This is a genomic window from Acinetobacter sp. 1125_18A (assembly GCF_052824985.1).
The window spans coordinates 14,806-33,388 of sequence record NZ_VTDG01000014.1 but is presented as its reverse complement, the minus strand read 5'-3'; the positions used below and the strand labels follow the sequence as shown (position 1 = coordinate 33,388).

General features: G+C 39.4%; 24 protein-coding genes and 2 pseudogenes. 17 read left to right on the top strand and 9 right to left on the bottom strand.

The features are described 5' to 3' along the window. Nucleotides 1-54: 54 nt before the first annotated feature. On the bottom strand, nt 55-975 hold the full coding sequence (locus FY049_RS18650; protein WP_446084155.1) for a Dyp-type peroxidase: 921 nt from the start codon (nt 973-975) through the stop codon (nt 55-57). A gap of 162 nt (nt 976-1,137) precedes the next feature. Here FY049_RS18650 and FY049_RS18645 point away from each other — a divergent pair, with 162 nt between their 5' ends. After that, on the top strand, nt 1,138-1,758 hold the full coding sequence (locus FY049_RS18645; RefSeq protein ID WP_446084154.1) for a LysE family transporter: 621 nt from the start codon (nt 1,138-1,140) through the stop codon (nt 1,756-1,758). A 75-nt stretch (nt 1,759-1,833) separates the two neighbouring features. Continuing rightward, nucleotides 1,834-2,454 carry a LysE family translocator gene (locus FY049_RS18640; protein ID WP_105714225.1) on the top strand — a complete coding sequence of 207 codons (621 nt, stop codon included), beginning with the start codon at nt 1,834-1,836 and terminating at the stop codon, nt 2,452-2,454. Between the two features lie 33 nt (nt 2,455-2,487). Here the strand turns inward: FY049_RS18640 and znuB are convergent, their stop codons facing one another. Genes znuB through FY049_RS18625 form a run of 3 tightly spaced genes read right to left on the bottom strand, consistent with a single transcriptional unit; the run spans nt 2,488 to nt 4,562 of the window. Beyond that, complete coding sequence (gene znuB, locus FY049_RS18635) at nt 2,488-3,288, bottom strand: zinc ABC transporter permease subunit ZnuB (protein WP_056518353.1); 801 nt, start codon at nt 3,286-3,288, stop codon at nt 2,488-2,490. Between the two features lie 3 nt (nt 3,289-3,291). Continuing rightward, on the bottom strand, nt 3,292-4,092 hold the full coding sequence (gene znuC, locus FY049_RS18630; RefSeq protein ID WP_004723434.1) for a zinc ABC transporter ATP-binding protein ZnuC: 801 nt from the start codon (nt 4,090-4,092) through the stop codon (nt 3,292-3,294). After that, nucleotides 4,065-4,562 carry a transcriptional repressor gene (locus FY049_RS18625; RefSeq protein ID WP_004723431.1) on the bottom strand — a complete coding sequence of 166 codons (498 nt, stop codon included), beginning with the start codon at nt 4,560-4,562 and terminating at the stop codon, nt 4,065-4,067. Before FY049_RS18625 ends, znuC begins: the two co-directional genes overlap by 28 nt. A gap of 138 nt (nt 4,563-4,700) precedes the next feature. Between FY049_RS18625 and FY049_RS18620 the strand changes: the two genes are divergently transcribed. The 13 genes and pseudogenes from FY049_RS18620 to FY049_RS18560 all read left to right on the top strand — a co-directional run. Next, nucleotides 4,701-5,543 (top strand): metal ABC transporter solute-binding protein, Zn/Mn family, encoded by an 843-nt coding sequence (locus tag FY049_RS18620; RefSeq protein WP_056518357.1) that lies wholly within the window; start codon nt 4,701-4,703, stop codon nt 5,541-5,543. Nucleotides 5,544-5,714: 171 nt separating this feature from the next. Beyond that, on the top strand, nt 5,715-6,113 hold the full coding sequence (locus tag FY049_RS18615) for an ATP synthase subunit I (RefSeq protein WP_004723429.1): 399 nt from the start codon (nt 5,715-5,717) through the stop codon (nt 6,111-6,113). Between the two features lie 103 nt (nt 6,114-6,216). Beyond that, nucleotides 6,217-7,092: a F0F1 ATP synthase subunit A gene (gene atpB / locus FY049_RS18610; protein WP_004723427.1), complete on the top strand. Its 876-nt coding sequence runs from the start codon at nt 6,217-6,219 to the stop codon at nt 7,090-7,092. Between the two features lie 83 nt (nt 7,093-7,175). Then, on the top strand, nt 7,176-7,421 hold the full coding sequence (gene atpE / locus FY049_RS18605; RefSeq protein WP_000424060.1) for a F0F1 ATP synthase subunit C: 246 nt from the start codon (nt 7,176-7,178) through the stop codon (nt 7,419-7,421). Between the two features lie 39 nt (nt 7,422-7,460). Further along, on the top strand, nt 7,461-7,931 hold the full coding sequence (locus FY049_RS18600) for a F0F1 ATP synthase subunit B (RefSeq protein ID WP_004723424.1): 471 nt from the start codon (nt 7,461-7,463) through the stop codon (nt 7,929-7,931). Between the two features lie 11 nt (nt 7,932-7,942). Next, nucleotides 7,943-8,479: a F0F1 ATP synthase subunit delta gene (locus FY049_RS18595; RefSeq protein ID WP_004823704.1), complete on the top strand. Its 537-nt coding sequence runs from the start codon at nt 7,943-7,945 to the stop codon at nt 8,477-8,479. Between the two features lie 60 nt (nt 8,480-8,539). Next, entirely contained in the window at nt 8,540-10,084 is a 1,545-nt protein-coding gene (atpA, locus tag FY049_RS18590) for a F0F1 ATP synthase subunit alpha (protein ID WP_004723422.1), read from the top strand. 88 nt (nt 10,085-10,172) lie between these two features. After that, entirely contained in the window at nt 10,173-11,042 is an 870-nt protein-coding gene (atpG, locus tag FY049_RS18585; RefSeq protein WP_004723421.1) for a F0F1 ATP synthase subunit gamma, read from the top strand. Between the two features lie 26 nt (nt 11,043-11,068). Beyond that, nucleotides 11,069-12,463 (top strand): F0F1 ATP synthase subunit beta, encoded by a 1,395-nt coding sequence (gene atpD / locus FY049_RS18580; protein WP_004723420.1) that lies wholly within the window; start codon nt 11,069-11,071, stop codon nt 12,461-12,463. Between the two features lie 27 nt (nt 12,464-12,490). After that, on the top strand, nt 12,491-12,910 hold the full coding sequence (locus FY049_RS18575) for a F0F1 ATP synthase subunit epsilon (RefSeq protein WP_056518359.1): 420 nt from the start codon (nt 12,491-12,493) through the stop codon (nt 12,908-12,910). 72 nt (nt 12,911-12,982) lie between these two features. Then, nucleotides 12,983-13,297: pseudogene (locus tag FY049_RS18570) on the top strand (ATP synthase beta subunit C-terminal domain-containing protein); the annotation flags it as partial. A 27-nt stretch (nt 13,298-13,324) separates the two neighbouring features. Continuing rightward, nucleotides 13,325-13,744, top strand: coding sequence for a F0F1 ATP synthase subunit epsilon (locus tag FY049_RS18565; protein ID WP_056518359.1), 420 nt, complete (start codon nt 13,325-13,327; stop codon nt 13,742-13,744). 180 nt (nt 13,745-13,924) lie between these two features. After that, nucleotides 13,925-14,194: pseudogene (locus FY049_RS18560) on the top strand (PIN-like domain-containing protein); the annotation flags it as partial. A gap of 66 nt (nt 14,195-14,260) precedes the next feature. On the opposite strand, the gene FY049_RS18555 reads toward FY049_RS18560, so the two are convergent. Next, nucleotides 14,261-14,848, bottom strand: a complete 588-nt coding sequence (locus FY049_RS18555) for a DUF4291 domain-containing protein (RefSeq protein ID WP_327857877.1) — start codon at nt 14,846-14,848, stop codon at nt 14,261-14,263. Between the two features lie 224 nt (nt 14,849-15,072). On the opposite strand from FY049_RS18555, the gene FY049_RS18550 reads away from it, so the two are divergent. Beyond that, nucleotides 15,073-15,372, top strand: coding sequence for a hypothetical protein (locus tag FY049_RS18550; protein ID WP_446084153.1), 300 nt, complete (start codon nt 15,073-15,075; stop codon nt 15,370-15,372). A 5-nt stretch (nt 15,373-15,377) separates the two neighbouring features. Here the strand turns inward: FY049_RS18550 and FY049_RS18545 are convergent, their stop codons facing one another. Continuing rightward, complete coding sequence (locus FY049_RS18545; RefSeq protein WP_056518365.1) at nt 15,378-15,821, bottom strand: ATP-binding protein; 444 nt, start codon at nt 15,819-15,821, stop codon at nt 15,378-15,380. Between the two features lie 95 nt (nt 15,822-15,916). Between FY049_RS18545 and FY049_RS18540 the strand changes: the two genes are divergently transcribed. Next, complete coding sequence (locus tag FY049_RS18540) at nt 15,917-16,381, top strand: hypothetical protein (protein ID WP_224964421.1); 465 nt, start codon at nt 15,917-15,919, stop codon at nt 16,379-16,381. A gap of 21 nt (nt 16,382-16,402) precedes the next feature. Here FY049_RS18540 and FY049_RS18535 read toward each other — a convergent pair whose 3' ends face one another. The 3 genes from FY049_RS18535 to FY049_RS18525 form a co-directional block, all read right to left on the bottom strand. Continuing rightward, on the bottom strand, nt 16,403-17,017 hold the full coding sequence (locus tag FY049_RS18535) for a hypothetical protein (protein WP_224964420.1): 615 nt from the start codon (nt 17,015-17,017) through the stop codon (nt 16,403-16,405). 278 nt (nt 17,018-17,295) lie between these two features. Further along, nucleotides 17,296-17,841 (bottom strand): glutathione peroxidase, encoded by a 546-nt coding sequence (locus FY049_RS18530; RefSeq protein WP_004723411.1) that lies wholly within the window; start codon nt 17,839-17,841, stop codon nt 17,296-17,298. 154 nt (nt 17,842-17,995) lie between these two features. Next, nucleotides 17,996-18,520: a hypothetical protein gene (locus FY049_RS18525; protein WP_004823717.1), complete on the bottom strand. Its 525-nt coding sequence runs from the start codon at nt 18,518-18,520 to the stop codon at nt 17,996-17,998. Nucleotides 18,521-18,583 lie beyond the last annotated feature (63 nt).

Here is an 18,583-nt window from a genome sequence, read left to right as displayed (position 1 = left end):
GCTTGCAAACTTCGTTTGCAAGCGAATTTAAGGTAGTGATTTAAAATAGAAAAATCACTCTTCCAAAATCTCTTCCAACACTTCTTCATTCGGTGCAAAGAAATAAGCACCATCCATAGGTGTTACAAAGTGCAGTAAACGGTCATGAATCCCATCGCCTTGAGTACCAAACATATTGACTAGCATACGATCAATACGGGTTAAGTCTTTGGTATAGGCAATAAAAAATAGACCTTGCTCGCCTTGACCATCGCCATAAGGAAGAGAGTGGCGTAGGATTTCTAATTCTTCGCCTTCATTATCTTCAATGACAACACGAGCAATATGGGCATTTTTAGGTTTGTGTTCATCGTCCATCTCTATACTTTCTAATTTAGAACGACCAATCACATTTTCCTGTGCATCAACTTTTAAACGTTTCCACTTTTCAAGCTCGTGTACATAACGTTGTGCAAAAATAAAAGAACCATCTTCAAAAATACCTGAATCTTCACCTAATAACGCAGTCTCCGCACGATCATCAGGGAATTGAGGATTTTCAGTACCATCAATAAAACCAGTCAAGTCACGACCGTCGAGATAACGGAAGCACACCCGTTCATCCAGAACCTCAACTTGATTTTGGATACCATCAAAAAAGGATTGGCTAAGCGCAAAGCAAATATCTGTACGTGCAGACGCAATATGAATGAGTACATCAGCAGGAACCACTGGCATCTTAAATGCGCCTTGAATCGGTTCTAACTGCTTAAACCCTTCAGGAGTTGTATGATAAAGTTTTGCCCAAAGTTCAGGACCAAAAGCAATAGATGTTTTAATTTCAGCATCAGGATGTTGAGTGATTAGGCGATCACGTGTACTTAACAACGCATTGAGTTGTTCTTTTAAACCATCAATAGACAGATTTTTTAAATTTAAAACAATGAAACGAGCATGATTAGAAGGTAAAGGTAGAATTACAGATTGGGCTGTCATATGGTGATGGCTCCTCAATTTTTATTTATCAATCCTCTTATTGTGCATGATCAAGCAACAGCTGAATAGTAAAGTCTTATACTTTTTACCAATTAAATTAATCGAAATGTATTGTTTTAAAACCGCTATAATAGCGTGTTAAAAGTTTTCTATCCTTTTGTTATGTCGTATCAAGTCTGGTTTGCCTATATGTTGGCGTGCTGGGTGATCAGTATTTCACCTGGTGCGGGTGCGATCGCGTCTATGTCGAGCGGTCTAAATTATGGTTTTCGCCGTGGTTATTGGAATGCAATCGGTTTACAACTGGCATTGTTGGTTCAAATTGCGATTGTCGCAGCAGGGGTTGGGGTGTTGTTTGCAACCACACCGCTGGCGTTTTTCGTGGTGAAATGGTTTGGGATTTTATATTTATTGTATTTAGCCTACATACAATGGACAACGAAAACACAGTCGATAGATATCCCAACTGAGCAACCGACAAAATCTATTCCCAAGCTGATCTTATATGGCTTTATTGTCAATATCAGTAATCCAAAAGCCATCGTCTTTTTACTTGCTGTTTTGCCACAGTTTCTAGACTTGTCTAAACCACAATGGATTCAGTATTTGATTATGGCAGCGACCATGATCACCATTGATTTGATTGTCATGGCTGGTTATACGGGATTGGCAGCCAAAGTGTTAAGACTATTAAAATCACCAAAACAACAAAAATATATGAACCGTACCTTTGCTGTATTGTTTAGTTGTGCTGCTGGCTTATTAAGCCTGGTTCACCAATAACAACATAGGCGATTAACTGAGTCATATAATATTAGAGATTTGACCCTATAAATAAGCCATTGTTTCGAGGTTACTTTGAATTATTTAGAATTTTATCTGTATGCCATTAGTGTGATTATCATGATTGCAACGCCTGGTCCAGTCATGATCTTGGTTGCAAGTGCAGGTTTAAAAGGTGGCTACCGACAGTCTTTACTGACCATTATTGGGACAAATTTGGCTTCTTTGGTACTTATCACAGCCTCTATTTTAATTTTAAAAGGTATGTTTAGTGTCAATGAAACCCTTTTCTTGATTATTAAAGTTTTAGGATGTCTTTATATTGCCTATCTAGGTTATGGAATTCTAAAAGAAGTGTTATCCCAACAGGAGCATCAACTCAATACGATGTTGTCGCCTGTGGATGGTGGTCTCAGCAAAGGCTTTTTAGTGGGTATCTCAAATCCTAAAGATATCATTTTCTTTTCATCATTTTTTCCGCAGTTTATTCATATTCATGCTGATATAAATACCAGTCTGGTTATCTTAGTCGTGACATGGATTATTTTAGATTTTCTCACGTTATCTTTGGTCTATCTGTCGTTTAATAAGCTTTCTAAAAGTCAAATTTATCCAAAAATATTAGGGCTTTGCGGGTTAATTCTGATTGTCATTGCTGTATATGGGTTATATGTTTCGTTAAAAAGCATAGTTTAAATATTGAGTGCGGCTAAAGATGGAATTGATCCATCAAGCCATCTTTCTTACTTTCATTACACAGAAAATCACAGCAAACAGCAAAGACATGGTTAATACGATGCTTAGCCCTGTAGAGATGTTCAGGGCTGCACTTGACCATAACCCCACAGTCACACCAATTTGAGCAATCACAAACGCGCCAATCACCATTTGTTTCGGTGAATGAGAAATAAGACGCGAAGCCAGTGCAGGAATAACCAATAACGCACCCATCAATAACGAACCAACGGCACGTAAAGCGAGTACGGTGAATAAAGCCAATAACAACATAAAAATTAAGCGCTGCCATTTGGCGTTTACGCCTTCACTTACTGCAATATCTGGATCAATCGCAATTTGAATTTGTGCTTGCCAGTAACGGTAGAGGACAGCTAAAGCAACAATAATCACAGTTGCAAAAATCGGTAGGTCTGACCACTCAATTGTTAATAAATCGCCAAATAAATAACTTAATAATTCAGGACGTAATGCAGGTAAATGTTGAATTAACAGTAGACCAGAACAAAGTAAGGTCGCAGCACATAATGCAAGTAAGGCATCATTGGGTAAACGCGGGTCATGTAAAACCCAAAGTACAGCCACCAAGAGGATCGCAGTAAAGGTAACACCGACCCAAAGCGGTAAAGTTAAAACAGCAGCTAACGCAACACCAAGCAAGGTACCATGAGCCATCGTGTCAGCAAAAAAAGACATTCTGCGCCAAAGCATCAAACAACCTAGCGGAGCTGTTAGAAACACTAAAAGTGTTCCCATAATCCATGCAGGTAACAGTAATTCTAACCATTCCATCATGGTTTAAGCTTCCGGTTCTGGGTGAATGTGTGGATGTGGGCCATGTTCACAAGTTTTGGCAGAGTCACCATGTGCACAATGGTCATGATGGTGTTGGTAAAAAGCGTGGTATTTTCCAAAAGTATCACCAAACAAAGCTTGATACTCTGGATGCTGCTGAATACTGTCAGGTAAACCACTACAGCAAATGTGCTTATTTAAACAGACAACTCGCTGAGTGCCTTGCATTACCCATTGTAAATCATGAGACACAATTAAAATGGCGCAACCATAGCGTTGTGGCAGACTACGCACATATTCATACAGTTCAGCTTCAGATTGGATATCTAAACCTTGCATAGGTTCATCTAAAACTAAAATATCGGGTTGGCGTAATAAAGCACGCGCCAACAAAACCCGCTGACGCTCACCACCTGAAAGTTGTTGTACTTTGGCATACTCTAATTTGGCAATACCAGTATCTCGAATGATTTCAGCTTTAATCGCCTTATCACATTTCTCAAGATCAAGCAGATCTTTAACTCTTAAAGGCAGACTATGAGAGGGATTAAATTTTTGTGGTACATACGCCAGTTTAATTTTTTTTGAGCTGATAATTTTGCCCGCATTGGGTTTTAAAATACCCAATAATACTTTGATCAGGGTTGATTTGCCTGCGCCATTGGGACCAATAAGCGTGACAATTTCTTTTTCTTGTAATGAAAAATCTATATTTTTTAGAATGTCACGATCATCAATTCGGACATTAATTTGTTGCAGTTGAACGAGAGGGGAGTTTACGCTTTGTTCGAGCACTGCTGACATATTCCTGAAATCTCAATAATACTGTGATGTGCATTGAAGTGATCTGACGCGGCTAAGTGGTTTAATTCTTGAATTAAACCTTTTGCTGAAGCTTCTTTCACTGTATGACATTCAGTGCAAATTAAAAATGCGGCTTGATGTCCTTCACGTGGGTGACAACAAGGGATATAAGCATTAATAGAGGTTAAACGATGAATAAAACCTTTTTCTAAGAGAAAATCTAAGGTTCTATACACGGTAGGCGGTGCAGCTGGACGTTCTGCAGCACCTTTCATCTTGGCTAAAAGATCATAAGCACCTACAGGACCTGAGGCATTCAAAATTAATTCAAGTACTTCTTTACGCAAAGGGGTAAGGCGGGCACCTGAGGTTGCACAAAGGCTTTCTGCTTCTGATAAACGAGCTTCTACATTGAGATGATCGTGTACACCATGCAAAGTATCATGCTGCTCGTGTGAACATAAGCTCATATCAGACCTCAAAACTTGTTATTTGAATGGAAGAGAATCGCAAATATTAACATGAAGCTCTATCAACTTACGAATGGCGTAGGTATTTTTTAACTTCTGTTATACTATAACATAAATTTTTTTTGGTAATACACTCCCATGAATCGCATTATCGCCTTTTGCTTATGTGCATTATTTATTAGTGTCACTTGGGCTCAAGCGCCTTTAGTGGTATCAACTCATCCTATTTATTTGATTGCAAAAGAAATAACTGAAGGCATAGAAGAGCCTGTTTTGCTTTTGGGAAATCAAACGGGGCATGATGTGCAACTTACACCAGATAATCGCAAAACGATTATGGACGCTTCATTGGTGATTTGGCTGGGAAAAGAACATGAAGCGCCTTTGGAAAAGGTTTTAGGCGAGAATGCGAAAGCGATTTCAATACTCAATTCAGGTATTATTCAAGCACTTCCTTTAAGAAGTCCAAAAGGTGTTGCACTGAAAGATACGATTGATACACATGTGTGGTTAGATCCAAATAATGCTGTACGTATCGGTTTCTTTATTGCAGCCTTACGTTCACAACAACATCCAGAAAATAAAGCAGCATATTGGAATAATGCGAAGAAGTTTGCCAGTGAAATGCTGCGCGTTTCACAGAAAAGTATCAGTGCTGGTAGCGCACGTCCATACTGGGCTTATCATGATGCTTACCAATATTTAGAACGTTCATTAAACTTAAAATTTGCAGGTGCGATGACAGATGATCCGCATGTTGCGCCGACTGTGACTCAAATCAAGTTTTTAAATGACACGAGACCTTACAAAAAAATGTGCTTGCTAGCAGAAGGCAGCGCAAGTCCAAGTCAGTACCGAAAATTGGGTGAAATTTCATTTCAAGCGGTAGACGAAACTTTGGCTAAACAACAAGATTTTGTGGTTGCATGGCAGACTTTGGCTCAACAAACACAAGCTTGCGTACTTAATGCACGGAAATGATGCAAAAATTAATCAACAATTGTTCATATGCAAAGCAACCTGTATATCGAAAAAAACACGACTAAGGTCGGGAAAAGATTGCATGTTCAGGGGTGTAACTCTATAATGCCTGCGATTAAAAACGATCATCAGCTAAACTTGTCAAGCATTTATGCTGTGAGTGGATAAAAAATGAGCCAAACTAGTCGCTTGATTGACCGACGATTAGCAAAAGCTTTGGTCTATTTGCAAGCGTTTATGATTCCTGTTTCAGCCTTGGTAGCGTGGGTCTTGAAAGACTCGACTGCGGCTCTGAGTGCAGCGTTAGGTGCACTGATATGTTGGCTTGCCAGTTGTTATTTTTCTTGGCAGTCGTTTCGAGCAGCAGGGGCGCGTGCTTCAAAACAGGTTCTTTCGAACATGTATAGAGGCTTAATGGGCAAATTTGCAATTGTGATCGTTGGTTTCATTTTAATTTTATGCAATGTCAAACCGTTATCTCCGGTGGCATTGTTTTGTGGTTTTATTCTCGTTCAAGCGATGTCGTGGATTGCACCTTTTTGGGTAGCACGACAACAAAAACGAGTATAAGCGCAGCAGAAATTGAAAATTTTTTTGGGGATTAACGAGATATCATGCAGCACGCGATATTCGTTAACTCTATTTATTATTTGACATTGACCAGGTGTGATTTATGGCTGCTGAAGAACATGCCCTGACTTCGACCGAGTATATCAAGCATCACTTGACCAATATGACCTATGGCAAAATGCCAGATGGTACTTGGAAATTGGCTGAAAGTGGTGCAGAAGCTCAACAGATGGGGTTCACTGCTATCCACTTGGATTCAATGGGTTGGTCAATTGGCCTTGGTGTGATTTTCTGTTTGATATTCTGGTGCGTAGCGAAAGCTGCAAACTCTGGTGTTCCTACCAAGTTCCAGTCTGCAATCGAAATGATTATCGAGTTTGTTGACTCAAGTGTTCGTGATACGTTTCATGGTAAATCACGTTTAATTGCACCTTTAGCCTTGACCATTTTCGTGTGGATTTTCCTCATGAATGCGATGGACTTAATTCCTGTTGACTGGATTCCGTATACAGCTCAATTGATTGGTGCAAACGTATTTGGTATGGACCCTCACCACGTTTACTTCAAGGTTGTTCCATCTACAGACCCTAACATTACCCTTGGTATGTCTTTGTCTGTATTTGCGTTGATCTTGTTCTATAGTATTCGTGAAAAAGGCATCGGCGGTTTCGTTGGTGAATTGGCACTTAACCCATTTAATCCAAGTAACCCAGTTGCAAAAGCGTTATTGATTCCAGTGAACTTAATTCTAGAATTAGTAACATTCCTTGCACGTCCAATTTCATTGGCACTCCGATTATTCGGTAACATGTATGCGGGTGAGTTAATCTTCATTCTTATCGCGTTGTTACCTTTCTGGATCCAGTGGGCGTTGTCTGTGCCTTGGGCTATCTTCCACATTCTTGTTATTACATTGCAAGCCTTCATTTTCATGATGCTAACAATCGTATACTTGAGCATGGCAAGCGAAAAACATTAATGGTATTGCCTAACTGTCATCCGGTGGTTAGGTATAATTTTTTTACTTTAATTTGGTATAAACCTAACCTCTGAGGAATTATCATGGAACTCACTTTAGGTCTAGTTGCAATTGCATCTGCTATCTTGATCGCTTTTGGTGCTTTAGGTACTGCGATTGGTTTTGGTCTTTTAGGCGGCCGTTTCCTTGAAGCTGTTGCTCGTCAACCAGAATTGGCTCCACAACTTCAAACTCGTATGTTCTTAATCGCAGGTCTTCTTGATGCTGTGCCTATGATCGGTGTTGGTATTGGCTTGTTCTTCATCTTCGCTAATCCATTTGTAGGTTAATCAGCTTAATTCCGAAATTCACTATTTGAGGAATTTGCAATGAATATCAACCTCACATTGTTTGGCCAAGCGATTGCATTTGCGATATTTGTCGCATTCTGCATGAAGTTTGTATGGCCACCACTAATCAATGCGATTAGTGAGCGTCAGCGTAAAATCGCTGATGGCTTAAATGCTGCAGAGAAAGCGAAAGCTGATCTTGCTGATGCACAAGCACAAGTTAAGCAAGAAATTGATGCGGCGAAAGCACAAGCGGCTCAATTGATCGAACAAGCGAACCGTCGTGCGGCACAATTGGTCGAAGAAGCGCGTACTCAAGCATCTGCTGAAGGTGAGCGTATTCGTCAACAAGCGAAAGATGCTGTTGACCAAGACATCAATTCTGCTCGTGAAGAATTACGTCAACAAGTTGCTGCTCTTGCAGTTGCTGGTGCAGAGAAAATTCTGAACCAACAAGTTGACGCAGAAGCTCATAATGCCATGCTGAATCAGCTGGCTGCTAAACTTTAAGAGAGGCGAATATGGCTGAATTCTTGACGTTGGCACGCCCATACGCTAAAGCAGCATTTGCTTATGCATCTGAGCAAAATGCAACTGACGCTTGGTCAAATGCATTACAACTGCTCAGTGCTGCGGTGCAAGATGAAGCATTCTCCGCTTATTTAAATCGCCCTGAGTTGACACCTGCAGAGCAGGTTGATCTTTTTGCGAAAGTTTTAGGTAATGAACAAACTGCGGCTGTGTCAAACTTTTTGACACTTCTTGCAGACAATGGCCGTTTAGCATTGTTACCTGAAATTGACACAGAATTTGAGCAACTCAAATCGCAAAATAACAACACTGTAGATGTTGTGATTGAATCCGCTTTTCCATTGGATTCAGTACAAGAACAGAAGTTGGCTCATGCGTTAGAAAAACGTTTGAACAGCGCTGTGAAAGTTACAGTTGAAGTAAATCCAGCATTGATTGCTGGTGTTGTTATTCGTGCAGGCGACCAAGTGATAGATGATTCTGCGCTTAGCAAGCTTGAAAAAATGCGGACTCGTCTTCTAGCGTAATTGTTAAAAATAACTACGTCTAAAGAAGACTGAACTTTAAAAAGATTGAGGTATAGCGCAATGCAACAACTGAATCCATCCGAGATCAGTGCGCTCATTAAACAGCGTATCGGCGATCTGGACACCAGCGCGACCGCTAAGAACGAAGGGACCATTGTTATGGTTTCCGACGGTATTGTGCGTATTCACGGCCTTGCTGATGCAATGTACGGTGAAATGATCGAATTCGACGGCGGCTTATTTGGTATGGCACTGAACCTAGAACAGGATTCAGTGGGTGCCGTTGTCTTAGGTAACTACTTAAGCCTTCAAGAAGGTCAAAAAGCTCGTTGCACAGGTCGTGTATTAGAAGTTCCGGTTGGTCCAGAACTTTTAGGCCGTGTAGTAGATGCTTTGGGTAACCCGATTGATGGTAAAGGCCCTATTGATGCAAAACTTACTGATGCTGTTGAAAAAGTAGCACCAGGTGTAATTTGGCGTCAATCAGTGGATCAACCTGTACAAACTGGTTATAAATCAGTAGATACAATGATCCCTGTTGGTCGTGGTCAGCGTGAGTTGATCATCGGTGACCGTCAAACTGGTAAAACAGCAATGGCGATCGATGCGATCATTGCTCAAAAACAATCAGGCATTAAGTGTGTATACGTTGCGATTGGTCAAAAACAATCAACAATTGCAAACGTAGTACGTAAGCTTGAAGAAACTGGCGCTATGGCGTACACAACTGTTGTAGCAGCTGCTGCAGCTGATCCTGCAGCAATGCAGTATCTTGCTCCATATGCTGGTTGTACAATGGGCGAGTACTTCCGTGACCGCGGTGAAGACGCACTTATCATTTATGATGACTTGTCTAAACAAGCTGTTGCTTACCGTCAAATTTCATTGCTTCTTCGTCGTCCACCAGGTCGTGAAGCTTATCCAGGTGACGTGTTCTATCTTCATTCACGTCTACTTGAACGTGCTTCTCGTGTATCTGCTGACTATGTTGAGAAATTCACTAATGGTGAAGTTAAAGGCCAAACTGGTTCATTAACTGCATTACCAATTATTGAAACTCAAGCGGGTGACGTATCTGCATTCGTACCGACAAACGTAATTTCGATTACTGATGGTCAGATCTTCTTAGAAACATCATTATTCAACGCAGGTATTCGTCCTGCTGTGAACGCGGGTATCTCTGTATCGCGTGTTGGTGGTTCTGCTCAAACGAAGATCATCAAAAAATTGTCTGGTGGTATCCGTACTGCTTTGGCGCAATACCGTGAATTGGCAGCATTTGCTCAGTTTGCTTCTGACCTTGATGAAGCAACTCGTAAGCAACTTGAACATGGTCAACGTGTAACTGAATTAATGAAGCAAAAACAATATGCTCCATATTCAATTGCTGACCAAGCTGTTTCAATTTATGCATCTAACGAAGGCTATATGGCTGACGTTGAAGTGAAGAAAATCGTAGACTTTGATACTGCGTTAATCTCTTACTTCCGTTCAGAACATGCTGCGTTAATGCAAAACATCGATGAAACTGGTAACTACGACAAAGACATCGAAGCTGCAATCAAAGCAGGTATTGAAAGCTTTAAAGCGACTCAAACTTACTAATTTCAATGTATGTTGTTGTTAGTTATGGTTTGGTTCACGGATCAACCTTCGGAAGCTCGAAAGGGCTTTCGAATACTAGGTTAAGCGTATGGCAAATTTAAAAGAAATTCGCGCCAAAGTAGCTAGTATCAAGAGCACGCAAAAGATTACTCGCGCGATGCAAATGGTAGCAGCTTCTAAGATGCGTCGTGCGCAAGAGCGCATGGCTCAGGGCCGTCCGTATGCCGAAAATATGCACCGTGTAATTGCTCATTTGGTCCAAGCGAATCCTGAATACAAACATCGCTATATGGTTGAACGCCCTGTAAAACGCGTTGGCTATATCATTGTTTCTTCAGATCGTGGTCTTGCTGGTGGTTTGAACATTAACTTGTTCAAAAAAGTGGTAAAACACGTACAACAGCAACAAGAGCAGTCAATTGAAGTTCAATTTGCTTTAATTGGTCAAAAAGCGGTTTCGTTTTTTAAAAACTACGGCGGTAAAGTACTTGGCGCAACTACGCAAGTAGGTGATGCTCCAAGTCTTGAACAGTTAACTGGTTCTGTACAGGTGATGTTAGATGCATTTGATAAAGGCGAGTTAGATCGTATTTATCTTGTGTCAAACGGCTTTGTCAATGCCATGACTCAAAACCAAAAAATCGAACAACTTGTTCCATTAGCTGCGGCTGATACGGACGAGGATCTTAACCGCCAATATGGTTGGGATTATCTATATGAACCAGAAGCTGAAGAGCTTTTAAATGGTTTATTGGTTCGTTACATTGAGTCTATGGTTTATCAAGGTGTGATTGAAAACATCGCATGTGAGCAGTCTGCTCGTATGGTTGCAATGAAAGCTGCAACTGACAACGCAGGTGATCTTATCAAGAGCCTACAACTCATTTATAACAAGCTGCGTCAAGCCGCGATTACTCAGGAAATTTCTGAGATCGTTGGTGGTGCCGCTGCCGTTTAACATTATTTTGAATTGAGGAGACAGCAATGAGTAGCGGTCGTATCATTCAGATCATCGGCGCGGTTATCGACGTCGAGTTTGAACGCAATAGCGTTCCTAAGATCTATGACGCTCTCCAAGTTGACGGTACTGAAACTACTTTAGAAGTTCAGCAACAACTTGGTGATGGTGTAGTTCGTACCATCGCAATGGGATCTACAGAAGGTCTTAAACGTGGTCTAAACGTATCTAATACTGGTGCACCTATTTCTGTGCCTGTAGGTACTGCATGTTTAGGTCGTATCATGGACGTTCTTGGTCGCCCAATCGACGAAGCTGGTCCAGTTGCGACTGAAGCGCGTTTGCCGATTCACCGTCAAGCACCTTCTTATGCTGAACAAGCTGCTTCTACTGACCTTTTAGAAACTGGTATTAAAGTCATTGACTTACTTTGCCCGTTTGCTAAAGGTGGTAAAGTTGGTTTATTCGGTGGTGCCGGTGTTGGTAAAACTGTAAACATGATGGAATTGATCAACAACATCGCGAAAGCTCACTCAGGTTTATCTGTGTTTGCTGGTGTTGGTGAGCGTACTCGTGAAGGTAATGACTTCTACCACGAGATGAAAGATTCTAACGTTCTTGACAAAGTAGCAATGGTCTACGGTCAGATGAATGAGCCACCAGGTAACCGTTTACGCGTAGCGTTAACTGGTTTGACCATGGCTGAATACTTCCGTGATGAGAAAGATGAAAACGGTAAAGGCCGTGACGTATTGTTGTTCGTTGACAACATTTACCGTTACACATTGGCTGGTACTGAAGTATCTGCTCTTTTAGGTCGTATGCCATCTGCAGTAGGTTACCAACCAACGCTTGCAGAAGAGATGGGTGTTCTTCAAGAACGTATTACATCGACTAAGTCTGGTTCGATTACATCTATCCAAGCGGTATATGTACCTGCCGATGACTTAACAGATCCATCGCCTGCAACTACATTTGCTCACTTAGATGCAACTGTAGTATTGAGCCGTGACATCGCATCTTCTGGTATTTACCCAGCGATCGATCCACTTGACTCTACTTCACGTCAGTTAGATCCACTTGTTGTTGGTGCTGAGCATTATGAAATTGCACGTTCTGTACAGAACGTATTGCAACGTTATAAAGAGCTTAAAGACATCATCGCAATCTTGGGTATGGACGAGTTAGCAGAAGAAGATAAGTTGATTGTTTACCGTGCGCGTAAAATCCAACGTTTCTTCTCTCAACCGTTCCACGTAGCTGAAGTGTTTACTGGTGCTCCTGGTAAACTTGTACCACTTAAAGAAACAATTCGTGGCTTTAAAGGTCTTCTAGCTGGTGAATACGATCACATCCCAGAACAAGCGTTCTATATGGTTGGTGGTATTGACGAAGTGATCGCTAAAGCCGAGAAGCTTTAATTAGCAACTCTAATTTAGGAGATTCACATGTCGACTATGCAATGTGATGTTGTAAGTGTTAATGAGTCTTTGTACTCAGGCACTGTGACAATGCTTATCGCAAAAGGTGCTGGCGGTGAATTGGGTATCATGCCTGGTCACGCTCCGTTAGTCACCTTACTCAAGCCGGGCGCAATTCGTGTTCTGCTTGAAAACGGTACAGAAGAGTTAATCTATGTATCTGGTGGTGTTCTAGAAGTTCAACCGCATGTTGTTACTGTACTTGCAGATACTGCAGTTCGTGCTGACAACTTAGATGAAGCTGCAATTCTTGAAGCACGTAAAAATGCTGAACAATTGCTTGCAAATCAAAAAAGCGATTTGGACTCTGCTGCTGCTTTGGCTGCTCTTGCAGAAACTGCTGCTCAGTTGGAAACCATCCGCAAAATCAAAAACCGCGCGCTATAACACGCAGTTTGAGATTGAAAAACCACCTGCGAGGGTGGTTTTTTTATGGTTAAAAATATATATTTACTAAATATTGCACGTTCTGTACAGAACGTATTGCAACGTTATAAAGAGCTTAAAGACATCATCGCAATCTTGGGTATGGACGAGTTAGCAGAAGAAGATAAGTTGATTGTTTACCGTGCGCGTAAAATCCAACGTTTCTTCTCTCAACCGTTCCACGTAGCTGAAGTGTTTACTGGTGCTCCTGGTAAACTTGTACCACTTAAAGAAACAATTCGTGGCTTTAAAGGTCTTCTAGCTGGTGAATACGATCACATCCCAGAACAAGCGTTCTATATGGTTGGTGGTATTGACGAAGTGATCGCTAAAGCCGAGAAGCTTTAATTAGCAACTCTAATTTAGGAGATTCACATGTCGACTATGCAATGTGATGTTGTAAGTGTTAATGAGTCTTTGTACTCAGGCACTGTGACAATGCTTATCGCAAAAGGTGCTGGCGGTGAATTGGGTATCATGCCTGGTCACGCTCCGTTAGTCACCTTACTCAAGCCGGGCGCAATTCGTGTTCTGCTTGAAAACGGTACAGAAGAGTTAATCTATGTATCTGGTGGTGTTCTAGAAGTTCAACCGCATGTTGTTACTGTACTTGCAGATACTGCAGTTCGTGCTGACAACTTAGATGAAGCTGCAATTCTTGAAGCACGTAAAAATGCTGAACAATTGCTTGCAAATCAAAAAAGCGATTTGGACTCTGCTGCTGCTTTGGCTGCTCTTGCAGAAACTGCTGCTCAGTTGGAAACCATCCGCAAAATCAAAAACCGCGCGCTATAACACGCAGTTTGAGATTGAAAAACCACCTGCGAGGGTGGTTTTTTTATGGTTAAAAATATATATTTACTAAATAAAATTATTTAGCGCAGTAATTTGTAAATGTTTAATTGTTACGAGATAGAAAGTGTAGAGAATATTAAATCTATACTTTAAGCAGAGAACACTTTTTTCGTATTTGATACGAATGTATTACTTAATCTATATTCTTATCAATCAGAAACATTAGAGAAGATTTTTTCTTCTATTGAACATGTAAAAGATAGAGCCTTCATTCCATTTCAAGTACGACTAGAATTTGAGAATAGAAGACTAAATGTTATTTCAAATAATTTAAATAAATATAATAAACTAAAAAGTATTTTAAATGATGGAAAGGATTCGATATATAAAAGTATAGCTGATCAACAAGTATATAAAGATCAAATTAAATTTACCCAGTCAAAGGATTAATAGATCGAAAAATTCATTAAAGTTAATAATGTACGAAGTATTAGATACAAAGTATATGCATTGTTATTAAAGTTCATCCACTTTTTTACTAATATTTGGAAGATACAGAGTTTCTTTAGGTAACAAAGCCGTTGCTTCATCCAATTTTCCATCAAAAACCAACTGATGTACATGTTGCGCTTCTTGGGTTATGTCTGTGATATTGACAATCCAATCCTGAATATAGTGTTGAACGGCTTCACCTGTTAACCCAATTTGAATTGCACGATAGTCCAAAGGTTCTAAGTATAGATTTCTTTCAGGATCCCATTGAATTCGTACTGGATGTTGATCTTTAAAATGTTGCCAAGTTTCATTGTCCATGTGTTCAGCTTTATGGCTTGTACAACTATGTTCTAAAGCCCAATCGAAACCTTGTTTAGATATATCAATCGCAAGTATGCTTTTCTGTCCTTCATCTTTATAGCCCCATCCACAGCGATACATCATCCATAAATAAGATGGTTTAATCCAAGTCATACGGCTTTCTTTAAAAAATGGATTATTTAAGAAACCATGTTTTACCGCATGTTGTGCAAGGGTAGGATTGTATGCTTGATAAACGCGTATGGTATTTTCGCCTTGAAATGCACGTATTTGTTTAAAATTATTCATTTTTCTCCAATATAAATTGTGTTTTATAAATTGCTTTTTTAGCAAGATGCTTAAGTTCTTTTGTTGCCTCTTGAATTATTCTATGTGAAATTTTATTAATTGGCAATATGACACTTTAAAATTTATTATAAAGCTAAGTGATTTGATACATTTTTTGCTAAAGTCGAATTTTCAATTCATTGCTAAGTTTATATGTTAAAACATTGTATTTAGAATAAATCACTATGCGCCTCATCGACCAACAACCGCACTTTTGGGAACTCTACCAAGATGATTCCAATTATTATCTCAGTATTGCCGTAGATATGAGTTCTGTTGTTTCATGTTGGGATATTTATTTAACCGAAGTAGAAATTCAGGCGTATCACAACAAAGGGCGAATTGCGATTGAGGAACTCACCAATTTAATTGTGGCTGAAACCTATCGTGGAGATTTTTCCAATTTAGCAGCTCGTAAGGTACCTAAAGAAATACAACAACAGATGCAAACCGCATTTAAAACATGGCGGTTGGCTCAACATTAAATTTTTTATTCAGTTATGACCGTAATTGAAAAGTCATTATTTTCTATCATGTTTACTTTAAACAGCGCATCAAAACCTTCTGAACGATTCGGGACTTCTAATTTATAAAAGGTGGCTTTAACGCCTTTTTCAGCAATATTGGCTTTACCCTCACGTTGTGCATTACGCTGTAAAGTGCTGTCTAGATCCGTTTCAAAATAATATGAAATGACCTCGAAGCCAGCAGTTTTGGCAAGTTGAATATAACGGGCTCGATCGGCTTTGCTCATGTTGGTGTTATCTATCACGATTTTGGTTTTAGAGGCTATAGCTGCTTCAAACAGTATCTTTTCACGATGGCGTGTTTTTAGCATATCGAGATTGATACGTAGATGTGTATGGTAAAAATACTGTTGATAAAAAGTAGATTTACCCGAAGCTTGTACGCCTGTGAATAAAATCAGTTGCATGAAACACTACAAAAATAGGGTTAATCTGCTATTAAATCATGTTCATGAACTTTGCTACAATCCATTCATTGTTGTAGAAAACCAATAAACTTAAAATGAAAAAATTAGTTCAATGTCGGTATTTATTTTCAATACTTCTACTGAGTGCTGTTTCAGCATGTCAAAGTCAATTTGTCACTACACCAAATGCACCCACTGAAGCAAGTTTGGTGGCAAATTCAGTGGGAAATGGTTTAGAAACAGAATTAGATATCGATTATGTTGTCGCATTTAAAAATTTGAAAATGGCCTATGGGCAATGTGTTGCCTTTACTGGCGAAAAAGATTTTGTCTTTACCGACAATCGACTAGAACGAGATTTAGAAATGGGAACCTTGTTTACCCGTACAGAGGGTGGGGCGTATTTATCAAAAACCTTGGTGGAATCCATTGGAAAGAATAAAACCCGTTTAACGCTATTTTTACCCACAAGTTATAAGTCTGCTCAAGCTCGTTTTAAGTTAGATGCTAAACGCGCGCTAGGACAAGATCCATCATGTAATGTCGCAAAGCCAAGATAAGGCTGATCTGTTCAAATCTAATTAACTCTGTTCAGTGGCTTGCTCTGTATTTGATCCAGGAATCATCATGCCTGCCAGTTTAAGCATATCTAGTTGGATGGTATTCATTTGTTGTTCGATTTTCTTAAAATCAACTTTTGAAATGTCTAAATCACCGTTTAACAGTGCTGAGTTAAGCACTTGCTTATTGGCTTGTAGCACTTGTTGGCGGATACCATCAATCTCTTGGCTTTTTAAATCTAATGAAATCAATGCTGTGTTAAAGCCTTGTAGTTCACGAGTCAATGTTTTGACAGATTGTTGTAGCTCAGCTTGATTTTGTGATTGTATCGCTTGTTGTAAATTAGATTGGCTTTGCTGTAATTTTTCAACATAGTCACCAGTTTTCAGTTGTACGTTGGCAACATCACGTGCGATATAAAACATATTGCCTTGTTTTAAATTCTCAGTACTTTTTGCTGTTGATTGATTATTATTATTTGAGTCGGATGTATTCTCACTCATTTGCGCAGTTTCAATCGCTTGAGCGTCATCTTGTTGACGTGATTGTTCAGCTGCTTGATTACAGCCTAGCAGTAACATGCCAGAAATAAAAATAACAAAAGGCAAAACTGCACCTTGTAAAAGCTTTTTCATCGTTGTCCAAAAGAAATTTAATCGGTTATGAATTCACTATAATTTGCAAAAGTGTAGAGATTGAGGATTGTTGCAAAGGGCATACAGTCTGTAACTTTAGAGATTCATTTCTACTCAAGCAAAAGCAAAAAAGAATGCATTTTTAGACTCTATTGAAGATGGTTGAAATTTTAAATTGTGAATAAAGCTAGAGGGATTTTGATCGAAAATATAAAATTTTCGATCAAAACTGCAAAATATAAAAATTTATTGAAAGCATAGTGCTTTTAATGCTCAATCTATTTTGCTAATTCAGCTTCAATCGCAGATGTAATTCGTGGATCATCAGCAGTGATATCTGGTGCAAAACGTGCCACGATTTCACCATTTTTACCGATTAAGAATTTTTCAAAGTTCCAAAGGACTTCAGGTTTTGGGTTTGGGGTTAGGCCATAATCGACTAAGTCTTTCCACCAAGGGCCTTCACCGATACGCTCAGGGATTGCATGAATTAAGCTGTCATAAAGTGGATGCTTATCATCACCTGCAACTGAAATTTTAGCAAAAAGTGGGAAGTCGACATTGTAAGTTAAAGAACAAAATTGCTCTATTTCATCATTTGTTCCAGGCTCTTGCGCAAGAAAGTTATTTGCAGGAAAGCCGAGGATTTCTAAACCTTGATCTTTCTTTTCAGTATATAGTTTTTCTAAACCTTCATATTGTGGAGTAAGGCCACATTTAGATGCAACGTTAACGATTAAAAGAACTTTACCTTGATATTGATTCAAAGTCGTCGCTTCACCTTTGATGGTATTGACTGGGATGTCATAAACGGAATTGCTCATAGGGGTATCCTTAAAAATCAAAAGACAGTGATTAGAAATATGTCTAATGTTTTAGCGATATTCCAAGATTTCAGCAAGTTACATTTGTATATAAGTGTAATAAAAAAAGCAGATCATAGGATCTGCTTTTAAAAACTGCATCAAATTTAATCGATTATGGTGCAGCGTTTGCTTTGGCTTGAAGTGCTTGCATTTCAGTTAACAGGCTTTGTTGTAACTCAGTACCTTTCTTTTGTAGTTCCATGATTTTTTGTGGATCTGGTGAAGTCGCTAAACCAGCTTCAGACATTTCAACGCCTAGGTTATTTGACTCTTTCATTTTGTCACGTACAGACGCAACTTCAGTACTTTTAAGTGCTAAACCATCAAGATCTTTGTTGAAACCATCCACATAAGTTTTCATTTTATCGACAACACCTTTCAGTGCATCTTTATCACCCTTTTGTGCAGCTTGCATCACTTCTGTTTGGAAGTTCAATGCTTCTTTAGCTTTCGCTGTAGACATTGTTTGAAGTGCAGTTAAATCGCTTTTGATATCAGCAGTATTATTGGTACTTAAAGAAACCGCAGCTGCAGCAGGTTTGCTCTCAGTTCCTGAAGCTGAATCAGCTGGTTTTTTATCACATGCAGTTAAAGCAAACGCTGAAGCACATAGTGTAGCTAGTAGTAATTTTTTCATTTATTCGAACCCTTCATTATTTAAAATTCTTATGAATTTGACGGTAATATATACAAATTCAAA